General features: G+C 69.0%; 12 protein-coding genes. All 12 read left to right on the top strand.

Going from position 1 to position 16,050, the window contains the following annotated elements:
• Positions 1–62 precede the first annotated feature (62 nt).
• Positions 63–893: a xanthine dehydrogenase gene (locus tag TEF_05300; GenBank protein ID ANK80272.1), complete on the top strand. Its 831-nt coding sequence runs from the start codon at positions 63–65 to the stop codon at positions 891–893.
• Positions 890–3,646 carry an aldehyde oxidase gene (locus TEF_05295; protein ANK80271.1) on the top strand — a complete coding sequence of 919 codons (2,757 nt, stop codon included), beginning with the start codon at positions 890–892 and terminating at the stop codon, positions 3,644–3,646. Before TEF_05300 ends, TEF_05295 begins: the two co-directional genes overlap by 4 nt.
• 22 nt (positions 3,647–3,668) lie before the next feature.
• Positions 3,669–5,105, top strand: coding sequence for a 6-hydroxynicotinate reductase (locus tag TEF_05290; protein ID ANK80270.1), 1,437 nt, complete (start codon positions 3,669–3,671; stop codon positions 5,103–5,105).
• On the top strand, positions 5,090–6,088 hold the full coding sequence (locus TEF_05285; protein ID ANK80269.1) for a hypothetical protein: 999 nt from the start codon (positions 5,090–5,092) through the stop codon (positions 6,086–6,088). Before TEF_05290 ends, TEF_05285 begins: the two co-directional genes overlap by 16 nt.
• Positions 6,085–7,125 carry a vanillate O-demethylase oxygenase gene (locus TEF_05280; GenBank protein ANK80268.1) on the top strand — a complete coding sequence of 347 codons (1,041 nt, stop codon included), beginning with the start codon at positions 6,085–6,087 and terminating at the stop codon, positions 7,123–7,125. Before TEF_05285 ends, TEF_05280 begins: the two co-directional genes overlap by 4 nt.
• On the top strand, positions 7,122–7,556 hold the full coding sequence (locus TEF_05275; protein ID ANK80267.1) for a MarR family transcriptional regulator: 435 nt from the start codon (positions 7,122–7,124) through the stop codon (positions 7,554–7,556). The genes TEF_05280 and TEF_05275 overlap by 4 nt, the downstream gene beginning before the upstream one ends.
• 4 nt (positions 7,557–7,560) lie before the next feature.
• The gene (locus TEF_05270) at positions 7,561–9,624 is read left to right on the top strand and encodes a hydantoinase (GenBank protein ANK80266.1); all 2,064 of its coding nucleotides are present in this window, start codon (positions 7,561–7,563) and stop codon (positions 9,622–9,624) included.
• Positions 9,621–11,381, top strand: coding sequence for a methylhydantoinase (locus TEF_05265; GenBank protein ANK80265.1), 1,761 nt, complete (start codon positions 9,621–9,623; stop codon positions 11,379–11,381). The genes TEF_05270 and TEF_05265 overlap by 4 nt, the downstream gene beginning before the upstream one ends.
• 84 nt (positions 11,382–11,465) lie before the next feature.
• Positions 11,466–11,735 (top strand): 30S ribosomal protein S20, encoded by a 270-nt coding sequence (locus tag TEF_05260; GenBank protein ID ANK80264.1) that lies wholly within the window; start codon positions 11,466–11,468, stop codon positions 11,733–11,735.
• Between the two features lie 472 nt (positions 11,736–12,207).
• Positions 12,208–13,617, top strand: a complete 1,410-nt coding sequence (locus TEF_05255) for a chromosomal replication initiation protein DnaA (protein ANK83291.1) — start codon at positions 12,208–12,210, stop codon at positions 13,615–13,617.
• Between the two features lie 149 nt (positions 13,618–13,766).
• On the top strand, positions 13,767–14,879 hold the full coding sequence (locus TEF_05250) for a DNA polymerase III subunit beta (GenBank protein ID ANK80263.1): 1,113 nt from the start codon (positions 13,767–13,769) through the stop codon (positions 14,877–14,879).
• Between the two features lie 10 nt (positions 14,880–14,889).
• A complete protein-coding gene (locus tag TEF_05245) occupies positions 14,890–16,044 on the top strand; it encodes a DNA replication/repair protein RecF (protein ANK80262.1) in 1,155 nt (384 codons plus the stop codon).
• The last annotated feature ends 6 nt before the right edge of the window (positions 16,045–16,050 follow it).

Genomic DNA, 16,050 nt, shown 5'->3' with positions numbered 1-16,050 from the left:
TGCGTCCGCTGGCGGGGCCCGATTAGCATTGTTTGTACACAAACGAATTTGGGACCCGCCGGATGCCGGAATTCGTCAGACCCGCCGGACTGGAGGAAGCGCTGGAGCGCCTGTCAGGCGGCGTCTGGACGGTCCTGGCGGGCGGCACCGACTTCTACCCCGCGCGCGTCGGCCGAGCGGTCTCGGAATCGGTCATGGACGTCACGGCGATCCGCGGCCTGCGCGGCATCGAGACGACGGCGGAAGGCTTCCGCATCGGCGCGCTGACCACCTGGACCGACATTCTGCGCGCAGACCTGCCGCCGGCCTTCGACGCCCTGAAGCTCGCCGCGCGCGAGGTGGGCTCGGTGCAGGTCCAGAACGCCGGCACCGTCGCCGGCAATCTCTGCAACGCCTCCCCCGCCGCCGACGGCGTGCCGCCGCTGCTGATCCTCGACGCCGAGGTGGAACTGGCTTCGGCGGCCGGGCGCCGCCGCATGCCGCTGGCCGAATTCATTCACGGCAACCGCCGTACCGCGCGCCGCGCCGATGAACTGCTGGTCGCCGTCCACGTGCCCCGGCAGGCGGCGACAGGCCGCTCGACGTTTCTCAAGCTCGGCGCGCGCAGGTATCTGGTCATCTCCATCGTCATGGTCGCGGCGCGGCTGGCGCGCAACGGCGATGATCTGACCGATGCCGCGATCTCGGTCGGCGCCTGCTCCGAGGTCGCGCAGCGCCTGCCGGCGCTGGAGCGCGACATGCTGGTCAGAACGCTGCCGGGCGACTGGCCGACGCCGGTGCATCTCGAAGCGTTGAGCCCGATCGACGACGTCCGCGCCGACGCCCCCTATCGCCGGATTGCCGCAGCAGAAGCGGTGCGCCGTGCTGTCGCCTGCCTGGGAGGCTCGGCATGAGCGTCGCCAGCACCGTCGATACCAGCGAGGTCACGCGGTTCCGGGTCAACGGCCGCGCAGTGGAACTGCCGGACCATCCCGCCACCCGCCTGACCGAGGCCCTGCGCGAACGGCTGGGCCTGACGGGCACCAAGGTCGGCTGCGACGCCGGCGACTGCGGCGCTTGCACCGTGCTGCTCGACGGCGAGCCCGTCTGCGCCTGCATGACCGCGCTGGGACAGGTCGACGGCCGCCGGGTGGAGACGGTCGAGGGCCTCGCCGGCGACGGCGGCATGAACCGGTTGCAGCGCGCCTTTCTCGACCATGGGGCGGCCCAGTGCGGCATCTGCACGCCGGGCATGCTGATGAGCGCGGCGGCGCTGCTCCGAGCCAACCCGTCGCCCACCGAGGCCGAAGCGATGGACGCGCTGGGCGGCGTGCTCTGCCGTTGCACCGGCTACCGCAAGATCATCGACGCCGTCCTCGACGCCGCGCCGCCGGCCGTCCGGCACGACGGCTCCTCCGTCGGCCGCGCCATCCCGCGTCTCGACGGCGCCCCCAAGGTGCTGGGCCGCGAACAGTTCGGCGATGACGCGGCCCCCGGCGACGCCCTGCTGATCCGCATCATCCGCTCGCCACACCACCGCGCGCGCTTCCGATTCGGCGATCTGGACGGCTTCCTGCTGGCCAACCCGGGACTGAGGCGGGTTTTCACGGCGGACGACATTCCGGGCGAGAACCGCTTCGGCGTGATCCCGCCCTTCGCCGACCAGCCGGTTTTCGCGACGAACGGGCAGGCGCGCTTCCGGGGCGAAGCCGTCGCCGCCGTCGTCGGCGAGCGCGACGCCGTGCAGGCGCTGGATCCGGCCGATTTCCCCGTCGAGTGGGAAGAACTCGAACCCCTGCTCGATCCGGCCTCCGCCCGGGCCACAAACGCCGCGAAGGTCCATCGAGACCGCGCCGGCAACATCCTCGTCAAGGGCTTCGTGGAGCGCGGCGACGTGGAGAGCGCCCTCGCCGGCGCCGCCCATGTCGTCCGGGACAGCTTCCGCACCGGCTTCGTCGAGCATGCCTATATCGAGCCGGAGGCCGGGTTCGCCCGGATGGATGGCGAGAAGGTCGTCATCCACGCCTGCACCCAGGCGCCGCACATGGACCGCGAGGCGGTTGCGGCGATCCTCGGACTGCCCGAGGAACAGGTGATCATCGTGCCGACCGGCGTCGGCGGCGGCTTCGGTTCGAAGCTGGACATTTCCGTGCAGCCGATCCTGGCCCTTGCCGCCCTGCGGCTGGGCCGGCCGGCGCGCATCGCCTACACCCGACCCGAGTCCATGGCCTCCACGACCAAGCGGCACCCCGCCGAGATGGAGGTGGCGATCGGCGCCGACGCGGACGGCCGGATCACCGGGCTCGGCTTCGACGGCGTCTTCGATACCGGCGCCTATGCCTCGTGGGGGCCGACGGTGGCGAACCGCGTGCCCGTCCACGCCTCCGGGCCCTATCTCACACCCAACTACCGCGCGCGGACAGTGGCAGTGCATACCAACAACCCCGTGGGCGGCGCCTTCCGCGGCTTCGGCGTGCCGCAGGCCGCAATCGCACAGGAATGCCTCTACGACCGTCTGGCCGACGCCTGCGGAATCGACCGGCTGGAATTCCGCATCCGGAATGCGCTCGCGAACGGCGACCCGACGGTGACCGGTCAGCGCTTCGAAAGCGGGGTCGGCATAGGCCCCTGCCTGGAGGCCCTGCGCGACGACTGGGCGCGGGCGAAGCGGGAGGCGGCGGCTTTCAACACCGAACATGCGGCTGCGCCCTTCCGCCGCGGGGTCGGGCTCGGCACCTGCTGGTACGGCTGCGGCAACACCGCCCTGCCCAACCCCTCGACCATCAAGGCCGGCGTCACCCGCGACGGCGCCGTGGTGCTGCATCAGGGCGCGGTGGACATCGGCCAGGGCGCCACGACGGTCATCGCGCAAATCTTTGCTGACGCCCTGGGCCTGCCGGTCGGGAATGTGCAGATCGTCGTCGGCGACACTTCGGTGACGCCGGACGCCGGGAAGACCTCGGCATCGCGCCAGACCTTCGTTTCCGGCCGGGCCGCCATGGCAGCGGGCGCGGCGCTGCGCCAGGCGATCCTGCGCCACGCCAATGTCTCCGAGGCAGCGGCGCTGCGCGTCGAGGACGGGCACATCGTCCTGCGCGAAAAGAAGGTCGATCACGATCTCGACCTCGCGGCCCTGCCCGCCGACGCGGCCGGCTTCGTCATGCTGGTCGAGGAAAGCTACGACCCGCCGACCACGCCGCTGGACGAGAACGGCCAGGGCAGCCCCTACGCGGTCTACGGATATGGCGCGCAACTCGTGGAACTGACGGTCGACACAACTCTCGGCACGGTGAAGGCCGACCGGATCACCGCCGCACACGATGTCGGCCGGGCGATCAATCCGGTGCTGGTGGAGGGGCAGATCGAGGGCGGCATCGCCCAGGGTCTCGGCATGGCGCTGATGGAGGAATACGTGCCGGGCGTCACGGAGAACCTGCACGACTATCTGATCCCCACCATCGGCGACATGCCCCCGGTGAAATCCATCATCATCGAGGAGCCCGACCCGGAAGGTCCCTACGGCGCCAAGGGGCTGGGCGAGCACGTGCTGATCCCGACCGCGCCGGCGATCCTGAACGCCATCCGCGACGCCACGGGGGCCGTCATCCGCCGCACGCCCGCGACGCCGCCGCGCGTCCTCGCCGCCATCCGTGAGGCACGGAAATGACGGAACGGGCGGGAGCGCAACGATGAACGATCAGGTCGTGAAGAAGGACGGCAAGATCCGCTGCGACGCCTGTCCGGTCATGTGTTTCATCGCCGAGGGCAAGTCCGGCGCCTGCGACCGCTATGCGGTGAGGGACGGGGAACTGATCCGCCTCGATCCGCTGACCATCGTTTCCAATGTCGAGGCCCAGGGCGGACGGTTCGTGCCCTTCCTGGACGGGGCCGAGGACTGGGACGGCGAGATCATCCGCACGGAAGACGCCACGATCACGGCCATCGGCGCGGGCACGACCTATCCGGACTACAAGCCCGCGCCCTTCATCGTCGCGAAGGAGACCGAGGGCGTCGACATGGTCACCGTCGTGACCGAAGGAATCTTCAGCTATTGCGGCGCCAAGGTGAAGATCGATACCGACCGCTGGCTGGGACCGGAGCGGAACCTTGTCCGCGTCGACGGCGAGCCCGTCGGCCATGTCACGACCGGCGAGTACGGCTCCCAGATGTTCTCGCTGGGCGGCGTCCATCATCTGACCGGCGGCGGCAAGATGGAAGGCCGCGTCACCTGCCGGACGCTGATGGATCTCTGCAATGGCGAAGCGGTCGACATGACCGTCGACGGCGGCGCCGAGGTCACGGTGCAGGCGGGCCGGCCGCCCGTGGTCAACGGCCACGCCGAGGAGCGCATGCGCGTCGGCTGCGGCTCCGCCACCATCGGCATGTTCGCGAAGCAGTGGCACGGCCTGGTGGACGAAGTGGTCGTGGTCGACGACCACATCACCGGCGTCATCTCCGAGCACCAGGCCGGCAAGGTGCTGGGCTGGGAAGACACGGGGATCCGCATCCGCGGCCGCAAGTCGACGCCCGGCCGCTATTTTCAGGTGGCCGAGCCCGGCACCGGCTGGGGCGGCACGGACGTCACCGACCCGTTGACCATCATCGAGGGCTTCAATCCGAAGTTCGCGAAGCCGGGTCAATCCATGCTCATGGTTTCAACCACTGGCGAGCAATGGGCCTATTTCACCCTCGACGAGGACCTGAAGCCCGTCGAACACGACCTGCCCGAAAGCCTCCGCCACTCGGTCGAACTGATCGAGGAGAACTGCGAGCCGGCGCTCTGCTCGGTGCTGTTCATGGGCGGCGCCGGCGGCTCGCTGCGCGCGGGCGTCACCGAGAACCCCGTGCGGCTCACCCGCTCGGTGCAGCAGGCGCTGACGCGGGTCACCTGCGGCGGCGCGCCGGCCTATCGCTGGCCCGGCGGCGGCATCACGGTGATGGTCGACGTGACGGCAATGCCGGCGAACTCCTTCGGCTACGTCCCGACGCCGGCCATCGTCGCACCGATCGAGTTCACGCTGCGCCTGGACGACTACCTGGAGCTCGGCGGCCATGGCGGAGAGGTCAAACGCCTGGACGAGGTGGTCGGGCGCGGCGGCTACCGCGTCGAATGGCGCCGCCGATGAACGGACCCCAGGCCGCCATGCTGCCCGACGGCCGCCGCCTGCACCTGCAGCACGGCCCCATCGACCTCGTCATCGGGGCGGACGGGGAGACGGCGGATGTCCGCAACGCCTACCGCGCCGCACGCGACCGTTTCGAGACGATCCTTCCCGGACTGGTCGAGGAACTGACCGTCCTGCGCCGTCCGCTCGAAGACGGCGCCTGGCCGGCGGGGCCGGTTGCGCGGCGCATGGCCGAAGCGGTCGCGCCGCACGGAAACGTCTTCGTCACGCCCATGGCGGCGGTCGCCGGTTCGGTTGCCGACGAGGTGCTGGCCGTCATGCGGGACGCTGCGCCGGCGCTCAGGCGCATTCACGTGAACAATGGCGGCGACATCGCGCTCTGGCTGGCGGCGGGCGAGATCTATGACGTCGGCCTCGTCGCCGACCCGCGCGACGGCCGGCAGGTGGGCACGGCGCGGCTGACGGCCGCGGACGGCGTGGGCGGCATCGCCACCTCCGGCCGCCACGGGCGCAGCCTGAGCCTCGGCATCGCCGATTCCGTGACGGTGCTGGCACCGAGTGCGGCGGCGGCGGATGCGGCGGCGACCCTGATCGCCAACGAAGTCGACCTGCCCGATCACCCGGCGGTCGAACGCGCACCCGCCCGCGGGATCGACCCGGACAGCGATCTCGGCGAACGGCCCGTGGTCGTGGAGGTGGGCCGGCTGTCAGGCCGCGAGATCGAAGCCGCGCTGGCGGCGGGCCGAGACGTCGCCGAGGTCATGGTCCGGCGGGGGGTGATCCGTTCCGCGGCTCTATGGCTGCGCGGGCATTCGGTGCACACCGAAGCCGCCACCTCCGCCCTGTGCGGGGGTCCGGTCAAGCGCCTGACGACTGCCCGGAACTTTCGCGACAAGCCCGGGTTCAGATTCCGGATGCCCGCACAAGGCGGGCATGACGCGAAATGGGCTGTTGCGGGTGCAAACAAGAGGAAAGCCCGATGACCTATGTCCACAATCACTGGTACGTCGCCGGGTGGTCGTCGGAATTCGGCGAGAACTTCACCACAGCGACGATCCTGGAACAGGATCTCGTGCTCTATCGCGCCGCGGATGGCGAGGTCGTCGCCTTCGAGGACCGCTGCCCCCATCGCGCCCTGCCGCTCTCCATGGGCAAGCGGATCGGCGACACCATCCAGTGCGGCTATCACGGCCTCACGTTCGGACGGGACGGAGCTTGCGTCCGCGTGCCCGGTCAACGCTCGATCCCGCCCCAGGCCTGGGTCCGGCGCTTCCCGACGCATGAGCGTCACGGCATCGTCTGGATCTGGATGGGCGACGCCGCGCTGGCCGACCCCGCCGACATCTTCGATCTGCCGCAGCTCTCCGATCCCGGCTGGGCGGCAGTCCAGGGCGACGCGCTCCGCATTGCCTCGAACTATCTCAACGTCGCCGACAATCTCTGCGACCCGGCCCATGTCAGCTTCGTTCACCCGACGACGCTCGGCAACGCGGCGAGCGAGGACGTACCGCTCAAGGCGCGCCGCCGGGGCGAGGTGGTCGAGATCTCGCGCTGGATCCGGAACGGCCCGCCCATCGGCTTCTTCCAGGCCTGGGGCGGCTTCGAAGGCAATGTCGACCGGTGGCATTATTACTACCTGCACGCGCCCTGCATCGCCGTGATCGACTTCGGCAGCGCCGACGCGACCCTGGAACTGACCGAGGACCGACGCGGCGAGGGCGTGCAGATCTTCGCTCTGCATTTCATGACACCGGTCGACGCGACCACGACCATCGACCGCTGGATGCACCTCAGGAATACCGCGACGGACGAGCCGGCGGCCGGCGAGAAGATATCCGACCTGCTGCGCGTCGCCTTCGCCGAGGACAAGGCGATCCTGGAGGCGATCCAGCGCAACGAGTTGAAGCCATATGACCGGGCGCCGGTCCGCGTGGCACTCGACGCCGGCTCCAACCACTACCGCCGCATCGTCGGCGAGATGCTGGCGGCGGAACAGAACAGCGCGGAGGCCGCGGAATGAGCGAGACCATGGCCCTGGCCGACGACTACCGCCTGGACGACCAGGTCGGATTCCGGCTGCGTCAGGCGACCCAGCGCCACACGGCCATCTTCGCCGAACGCATGGTCGCGGGACTGACGCCGACGCAGTTCGCGGCCATGGCGAAGCTGCGCGAACTGGGTCCCGCCTCCCAGAACCTGCTGGGCCGACGCACGGCGATGGACGCGGCGACCATCAAGGGCGTGATCGACCGGCTGCGCGAGCGGGGCTTCGCGGAGACACGGCGCGACCCCGCGGACGGCCGGCGGCTGCTGGTGGCGCTGACGCCGGAAGGCCAGCGCGTTGCTGCAGAGGCCATCGCGGCCGGGCGCATCATCACCGAGGAGACGCTGGGGCCGCTCAACGCAGCCGAACAGCGGCGCCTGCTCGACCTGCTGGCGAAGCTGGGCTGACACGATGGGCGATGCCGGCGAGAACAAGGGCGAGATCATTGTCGGCGTCGATGTCGGCGGCACCTTCACCGACATCCTGCTGTTCGACCGGGGGCGGGGCCGCGTCCGCGTCGCCAAGGTGCCGACCACGCCGGAGAACCAGGCGGGTGGCGTCATCGCCGCGCTGGAGGCCGTCGAGGCGGATCTGCCTTCGGTCGACCTGATCGTTCACGGCACCACGACGACGACCAACGCCATCCTGGAGCGCAAGCTGGCGCCCACGGGCATGATCACCACGCGCGGCTTCCGGGACGTGCTCGAGGTCGGGCGGCGCACCCGGCCGCAGCCCTATGGCATGACCGGCGTCTTCCGGCCCGTCATCCCGCGCGACCTGCGCCTGGAAGTGACCGAGCGCTCCGACGCCGACGGCAATGTCGTCACCCCGCTGGACGAGAACGAGGTGCGCGAAGCGGTCGAGGCGCTGAAGGCGAAGGGCTGCACCTCGCTGGTGATCCACTTCCTGCACGCCTACGCCAACCCGGCTCACGAGCGCCGCGCCGCGGAGATCGCCGCCGGGATCTGGCCCACTGACCACATCACCACGGGCCATTCGCTGCTGTCGGAATTCCGCGAATACGAGCGCGGCGTCACGGCGGCCGTGAACGCAGCCGTGCAGCCGATCCTGCACCGCTATGTCGACCGGCTGCAGAGCGAGCTGAAATCCAGAGGCTTCCGCCGCGATCTGCTGGTCATGAACGGCAATGGCGGCATGGTCTCCGCCCGCACCGTGGCCCGGGAAGCGGCCAAGACGGTGATGTCGGGGCCGGCGTCGGGCGTCATGGCCGCGGCCTACACGGGACGGCGCGCCGGCTTCCGCAACCTGATCACCTACGACATGGGCGGCACCTCGACGGACGTGGCGCTGGTCCGCGACACCGCCCCGCCGGTGAGCCACGAACTGGAGATCGAGTACGCCCTGCCGATCCACGTGCCCATGGTCGACGTGCAGACCATCGGCTCGGGCGGCGGCTCCATCGCCCGGATCGACGAGGCCGGGCTGCTGCAGGTCGGGCCCGAGAGCGCCGGCGCCGATCCGGGGCCGATCTGCTATGGCCGCGGCGGACGGCAGCCGACGATCTCCGACGCCCATTTCGTGCTCGGCCGCATCAATCCCGCACATCTGCTCTCCGGCGGCGGGGGCGCCACCGCGGAGGACATCGCGAAGGTCTTCGCCGCGGTCATCGGCGCACCGCTGGGGCTGGACGCGGCCGAAGCGGCGGCGGCGGTGCTGCGCATCGCCAACATGAAGATGGCAGGCGCCGTGCGCATGGTCTCCATCGCCAGAGGCCACGACCCGCGCGATTTCGCCCTGCTGGCCTTCGGCGGCGGCGGGCCACTGCACGCAGTCTCGATCGCGCGCGAGCTCGGAATCCCGCGCGTGCTGGTGCCGCCGCGGCCCGGCATCACCAACGCGCTGGGCTGCGTCGTCGCCGACGTCCGCCACGATTTCGTCAACACGGTGAACCACCCGCTGGACGGCGTCGACATCGCCGACTGCCGCGCTATCCTGGCCCGCCAGATCGAGACCGGCCGCCGTCTGGTCGCCGAGGAGCCGGTCGAGGTCGACGATGTCCGCATCAGCCATTCCGCGGACATGCAGTTCATCGGCCAGACCCACATCCTGTCGGTACCGCTGGACGGCCCCGAAGTGACCCGGGAAGACCTGCAGGCGCGCTTCGAGCGCGCCTATTACGAGCGCTTCCACGTCGCGCTGCCCGAGATTCGGGCGAACCTGGTGAACCTCAACACGTCCGTCATCGGCCGCCGCGGCGAGATCGATCTCGCCAGTCTGATCGACCCGGCCGGCCGGCGCGGGAGTCTGGCGGCGGCACAGAGCGGCAGCCGGCGCATCTTCTTCGACGGCGCATGGGCCGAGACTCCGGTCTACTGGCGCGACCACCTGCCGGCGGACGTGACGATCGACGGCCCGGCGATCATCGAGCAGATCGACACAACCGTCGTCATCGATCCCGGCGCCCGGGCCACGGGCGACGCGGACGGCAACCTGATCATCGAGGTCCACACATGACCGAGCCACTCGACCCCATCACGCTCAGCGTCATCCAGAACGGCCTGCAGCAGGTCTGCGACGAGATGGACATGAGCTTCTCCCGCTCCGCCTTCTCACCGGTGATCGCGGAGGCCAACGACCGCTCGGACGGTATCTACGCCGCCGACAACGGCGAACTGATCGCCCAGGGGCTGATGGGCCTGCCGGTCTTCGTCGGCACCATGCAGGAATCGACGCGGAACCTGATCGAGTTCATCCGCGACGGCCGCGCCCGGCCGCCCGAAGACGGCGACATCTACATCGTCAACGATCCCTATCTGGGCGGCACGCACCTGATGGACGTGCGCTTCGCCATGCCCTTCTACCGCAATGGCGAGATCTTCTGCTGGCTGTCGAACACCGGCCACTGGCCCGACATCGGCGGCGCGGTGCCGGGCGGCTTTTCGGCCAACGCCACCGCGGTGGAGCAGGAAGGACTGCGTCTGCCGCCGGTGAAGCTGTTCAAGCACGGCGAGATGGATCCGGAGATCTACGCCATCATCTGCTCCAACATCCGCATCGCCGACCAGCGGATCGGCGACATCCGCGCCCAGGAGGCCGCCCTGCTGGTGGGACGGGCGCGGCTGAACGAACTGCTCGACCGATTCGGAGACGAGACGGTGAAGCGGGCGATCGCCGAACTGAAGCGCCGCGGCGCCCAGCAGATGCGCGCCAAGATCGCCGAGATACCCGAAGGGGTCTACCGGGCCGAGGCCTTCGTCGATTCCGATGGCGTGGTCGACGAACCGCTGGTCATCAAGCTGACGGTCGAGAAGCGGGACGGCGCCCTGCGCTTCAGCTTCGCCGGCTCCAGCCCGCCCTGCCAGGGGCCGATGAACTCGGTGATCGCCACCACCCGGTCCTCGGTCTATCTGGCCATGCGCCACATCTTTCCCGACGTGCCGATCAACGCCGGCGCCTTCGAGCCCCTGGAGATCGAGGATCCGGAGGGCACCTTTCTCTACGCGCGCTATCCGCGGCCGGTATCGGGCTGCGCGGCGGAGGTCAGCCAGCGCATCGCCGAAGCGGTCTTCGCCGCGCTGGTGCAGGCCCTGCCCGACAGGGTCACGGCTGCCCCCGCGGGATCGAGCGGCAACTTCGCCCTGGGCGGGCATGATCCGGCCCGGGGACGCTCCTACGTCATGTACCAGATTTCCGGCGGCGGCTATGGCGGTAATGCCGACCATGACGGACTGACCAACGGCTGCTCGACCATCGGCATCTCCAAGACGGCGCCGATCGAGGTCATGGAGCAGTACTATCCCGTGCTGTACCACGAATACGGCCTGCGGGAAGGTTCGGGCGGCGCCGGGGAGAAGCGCGGCGGCTTCGGCCTGAAATACACCGTCGAAGTGCGTCGCGGGGAGGCCACCGCCTCCTTCGTCATGGACCACGGCCGCTTCGGTCCGCAGGGGGTTCTGGGCGGCTGCGACGGAATGCCCAACAGCGTCACCGTCCATCGCGGCGGCCGCTCCTACGTGCCCGAGCATCTCTCGAAGGACCAGGACATCCGGGTTGCCGCGGGCGACAGGATCGAGGTCGGCACGCCCGGCGGCGGCGGCTATGGCGACCCCTTCCGGCGTCCCGCCGCGAAAGTGCTGGCCGACATCCGCCTTGGCTACTACACATCGGACCAGGCACGGGAGCTCTTCGGCGTCGTGCTCGATCCCTCCGGCCGGGACGTGGACATGGCGGCCACGGCGCGGCGGCGCGCGCATCCGCAGGCGGCGGAGTAGGCGCGGCGCGGCGCTTGACGCACCGGGACGGCGCGTCTATAAGCCCGGCCTTCGAATTGACTGAATCCGCCTTTGGGACTGGACATGGCAAACATCAAATCATCCGAGAAAGACATCCGCCGCACGGCGACGCGCACCGCGCGCAACGTGGCCCGGCGCAGCCGGATGCGGACCTATGTCAAGCGGGTCGAGGTCGCACTGGCCGCCGGCGACGCCGAGGCCGCGAACAAGGCCCTCCAGATCGCGCAGAGCGAACTGGACAAGGCCGCGCAGAAGGGCGTCATCAAGCGCAACGCCGCCGCCCGGAAGGTCTCCCGCCTCAACGCGCGGACCAGGGCCCTGGCTTCCGCCTGATCGATCTTCCGGAAGAAATTCCCGTTTCTGGTGTGCCGCGGACCCCGTCCGCGGCACATTTCATTTCAGTGACATTTTTTTTGCCGAGCGGCGAAAATCGAATCGCCAATGATTCCAACCGCAGAGCGCCGAGAAGCGGGATTTCTTCCTAATTGCGGAGTTTTCTCTCAACCAAGGCCTCTTGAAAGCCGCCCGCCATCCGATCTAAAGTTCGCTTCGCGGGACAGACCGGGAGATGACGGAGTGGGCCGAGACAAGAACAGATCCGGATAAATTCGGACGAGCCTCACAGACCGTCTGCCTTCTCGAGTCCTGATGTCAAAATCAGCGTTGCGTCAACAGACTGTACATCGGTCTGAACAGGCCTTTTTGCGTTTTCGGCCTCGCCAGCCGCAGTATTCGACAACACGGGAGCGCGAAGTTGACTTTCGAGGTGGACAGGATTTCCGAGGACATCGACGACGCGCCGGCCGTGGACGACAGCGAAGCGCTGCATCTGCTTTGGCAGCGGGTCGGCGGGCGCGTTCGCAAGGCTGTCGGGGACGCAGCCTTCAAGAGCTGGCTGGCGCCGCTGCGCCCCGTGGCGCTTCACGATGACCGCGCCGTACTGCTCGCTTCGACCGCGTTCTTGAAAGATTGGGTGAGGAACAACTACCAACAGTTGTTGCTGCGCGAATTCCAGCGCGATGTGCCGCACATCCGCGAGATCGCCATCCATGTCGGCCTGGAAGCTGCTGGCCGCGGGACGGCGAAGGAGGGCCTGGCCGCCGGAGAGGCCGGTGGCGACGAAGCCGAGGCTGTGGCCACCACCGCGCGGCCGGCCGAACCGGCACGCGAAGACACGGCCGTCGAGGGCCTGACCGGCCTTCTGGACGCCGCCCTGACCTTCGACAACTTCGTCGTCGGCAAGGCCAATGAACTGGCCTACGCCGCGGCGCGGCGAGTCGCGGATTCCGACGACGTGGCCTTCAACCCGCTGTTCCTCTATTCCGGCGTCGGCCTGGGCAAGACCCATCTGATGCAGGCCATCGCCTGGCACATCGTGCGCGCCAAACCCGGGCGCCGGGTGATGTACCTGTCGGCCGAGAAGTTCATGTACCAGTTCATCCGCGCGGTCCGCTTCAAGGACACCATGGCGTTCAAGGAGCAGTTCCGCTCCGTCGACGTGCTGATGATCGACGACCTGCAGTTCTTCACCGACAAGAACTCCACCCAGGAAGAGTTCTTCCACACCTTCAACGAGCTGGTGGACCGCAAGCACCAGGTCGTGATCTCCGCCGACCGTTCGCCCTCCGACCTGGACGGCATGGAGGAGCGCGTGCGTTCCCGGCTGGGCTGGGGGCTGGTGGCCGACATCCATCCCACCGATTTCGAGCTCCGCGTCGGCATCCTGGAGCAGAAGATGGCGATGAACCCCGGCGTCCATGTTCCCGAGGATGTGCTGCAGTTCCTGGCGCACAGGATCACCTCCAACGTGCGGGAACTGGAAGGCGCACTGAAGCGGGTCATCGCCCATCACGAGTTGATGGGCCGGGAGATCACGCTGGACCTCGCCCGGGACGTGCTGGCCGATCTGCTGCGCGCCAATTCGCGCAAGATCACCATCGACGAAATCCAGAAGAAGGTGGCCGAGCACTTCTCCATCAAGGTCACCGAGATGTCGTCCAGCCGCCGCGCTCGCGCCGTCGCCCGGCCGCGTCAGGTCGCCATGTATCTCTCCAAGAAGCTGACCACGCGCAGCCTGCCGGACATCGGCCGGCGCTTCGGCAACCGCGATCATACGACGGTGTTGCACGGGGTGCGGAAGATCGAGGAACTCATCCAGAGCGACTCCAGCCTGGCCGAGGACGTGCGCCTGCTGGAGGCCGCACTTTCCAACTGAGCGGGCAGGCTGCGGACCGGCCCCGCCGCAGGCCCGTAAAATCCATGGAATCGTTGGCGAATCGTGACGCCTGCGTGCTATAGAGAACTGCTCTGGCGGCTGCTTGCCGTCAGGTTCCCGTTCGAACCAGTTCTGGCAAGACATTACCGATGAAACTGACCATTGAACGCGCCGCTCTCCTGTCCACGCTGGGCCATGTGCAGAGCGTGGTGGAACGGCGCAATACCATCCCGATCCTGAGCCACGTGCAGATCGAGGCGGGCTCGGACGCGGTCAGGTTTCGCGCCACCGACCTGGAGCTGGCCATTGTCGAGGAGAACGACGCCAGGGTCGACACGCCGGGCACCGCGACGGCGCCGGCGCACACGCTCTACGATATCGTGCGTAAGCTGCCTGACGGCGCGGACGTGGAACTGAGCCTGGATCAGGAACGCCGCCGCCTGGTGCTGCAGTCGGGCCGTTCCCGCTTCGCGCTGGCCTGCCTGCCGAACGAGGACTTCCCGACCTTCGAGGATGACGAGCTGCCGCACAGCTTTCACATGGCGGCCGAGGAACTGCGCACCCTGGTCGAGCGCACGCGGTTTGCGATTTCGACCGAGGAAACCCGCTACTATCTGAACGGCGTCTACATGCACGCCAGCGATGACGGCAAGAAGCTGCGCGCCGTCGCCACGGACGGTCACAGGCTGGCGCGCTTCGAGATCGACGCCCCGTCGGGGGCGGAGGCCCTGCCAGGCGTCATCGTGCCCCGCAAGGCGATCGCCGAGATCCACCGGCTGCTGGGCGACGCCGACAAGGACGTCGCCATTTCCGTCAGCGAGACCAAGATCCGCTTCGCGCTGGGCCGGTCGGTGCTGACGTCGAAACTGATCGATGGCTCCTTCCCCGACTACGAGCGGGTGATCCCGTCGAACAACGAACGCCGCCTGGAGGTCGACGCGAAGATCTTCACCAGCGCGGTGGACCGGGTCTCCACCATCTCGACCGAGAAATCGCGGGCGGTGAAGCTCTCCATGGAGAGCGAGCGGCTGGTGCTGTCGGCCAACAGTCCCGACGCCGGGAGCGCCTCCGAGGAGATCGCGGTCAGTTACGACGCGCCGGCCATGGAGATCGGTTTCAACTCGCGCTATCTGATGGAGATCGCGTCGCAGATCGACGGCGAGAGCGCACTTTTCGAGCTTTCCGACGCCGCGGCGCCCACCATCATCCGCGATCCGCAGGATGCTTCGGCGCTCTACGTCCTGATGCCGATGCGGGTCTGAGCCGGCGGCGATGCCGGCCACAGCCCCCGAAGCCGCCGACCGGGCCGAACCGGCGGCGGTGCGGCGTCTTACCGTGACGGACTTCCGATCCTATGGCCGTGCGACGCTGGAGCCGGACAGCCGGCCGGTAGTGCTCACCGGTCCGAACGGAGCGGGCAAGACGAACCTGCTGGAGGCCGTCTCAATGCTTTCACCGGGCCTCGGCCTGCGCCGCGCACGGCTGACGGAGATGACCCGGCGGGGGGCCGAACGCTGGGCCGTGGCCGCCATGGTGGAGCGCCACGGGGAGACGGTCGCCGTCGGCACCGGGATCGCCGGCGATCCGGGGCAGGAGAAACGGGTAGCGCGGCTGGACGGAGAGAGCGTCGGGCCGATGCAGTTGAGCGGCGTCACCCCGGTGACATGGCTGACGCCGCAGATGGACCGGCTATTCCTGGACGGGGCGGCGGTCCGGCGGCGGTTCATGGACCGCCTGATCCTGGGCTTCGACCCGGACCACGGGGCCCGGGCGAACCGCTATGAACGCGCGATGCGGGAAAGGCTGCGCTTGCTGAAGGACGGCAACAGGGACGACCGCTGGCTGGGGGCGCTGGAGGCCCAGATGGCCGAGCACGGCGTCGCCATCGCCGCCGCCCGGCTGGCCTGGGCGAAACGCACCGCCCGCGCGGTGCGCGCCGGCATCGGCCCCTTCCCCGCCGCCGAGATCGCGCTGGAGGGGCTGGAGATGGCGCTGGACGGCCGCCCGGCCGTCGAAGTGGAGGAGGGTCTCATGGCCGGCCTCCGCGACGGCCGCGAAGAGGACGCCCGGGCCGGCATGACCCGTCTGGGGCCCCATCGCAGCGATCTGGCGGTGCGGCACCTGTCCAGGGACGCCGCGGCCGAACAATGCTCGACCGGCGAGCAGAAGGCGCTGCTGATCGCGCTGATCCTGGCGGACGCGCGCATGCAGGCGGCCGAACGGGGCGTGACGCCGATCCTGCTGCTGGACGAGGTCGCCGCCCATCTGGACGCCGACCGGCGCGCCGCGCTCTACGACGAGATCGCCGCTCTGGGCAGCCAGGCTTGGATGACGGGTACGGAAGGCCATCTTTTTGACATGCTGGGCGAACGGGCGCAGCACTACGAAGTACGCGACTCGGCGCTGACGCCGGCGTCGCGGAGCTGAGAGGAC

It is taken from the genome of Rhizobiales bacterium NRL2, from assembly GCA_001664005.1.
Taxonomy (GTDB): domain Bacteria; phylum Pseudomonadota; class Alphaproteobacteria; order Minwuiales; family Minwuiaceae; genus Minwuia.
The sequence above is the reverse complement of the archived record's forward strand: the minus strand, read 5'-3'. Positions and strand labels throughout refer to the sequence as shown.

What these genes read in the sequence shown, in the direction of transcription:
- TEF_05275 (ANK80267.1), top strand. Translation starts at nt 7,122, where the DNA reads ATGAGCGAGACCATGGCCCTGGCCGACGACTACCGCCTGGACGACCAG.
- TEF_05295 (ANK80271.1), top strand. Translation starts at nt 890, where the DNA reads ATGAGCGTCGCCAGCACCGTCGATACCAGCGAGGTCACGCGGTTCCGG.
- TEF_05245 (ANK80262.1), top strand. Translation starts at nt 14,890, where the DNA reads ATGCCGGCCACAGCCCCCGAAGCCGCCGACCGGGCCGAACCGGCGGCG.
- TEF_05265 (ANK80265.1), top strand. Translation starts at nt 9,621, where the DNA reads ATGACCGAGCCACTCGACCCCATCACGCTCAGCGTCATCCAGAACGGC.
- TEF_05250 (ANK80263.1), top strand. Translation starts at nt 13,767, where the DNA reads ATGAAACTGACCATTGAACGCGCCGCTCTCCTGTCCACGCTGGGCCAT.
- TEF_05285 (ANK80269.1), top strand. Translation starts at nt 5,090, where the DNA reads ATGGCGCCGCCGATGAACGGACCCCAGGCCGCCATGCTGCCCGACGGC.
- TEF_05270 (ANK80266.1), top strand. Translation starts at nt 7,561, where the DNA reads ATGGGCGATGCCGGCGAGAACAAGGGCGAGATCATTGTCGGCGTCGAT.
- TEF_05260 (ANK80264.1), top strand. Translation starts at nt 11,466, where the DNA reads ATGGCAAACATCAAATCATCCGAGAAAGACATCCGCCGCACGGCGACG.
- TEF_05290 (ANK80270.1), top strand. Translation starts at nt 3,669, where the DNA reads ATGAACGATCAGGTCGTGAAGAAGGACGGCAAGATCCGCTGCGACGCC.
- TEF_05300 (ANK80272.1), top strand. Translation starts at nt 63, where the DNA reads ATGCCGGAATTCGTCAGACCCGCCGGACTGGAGGAAGCGCTGGAGCGC.
- TEF_05280 (ANK80268.1), top strand. Translation starts at nt 6,085, where the DNA reads ATGACCTATGTCCACAATCACTGGTACGTCGCCGGGTGGTCGTCGGAA.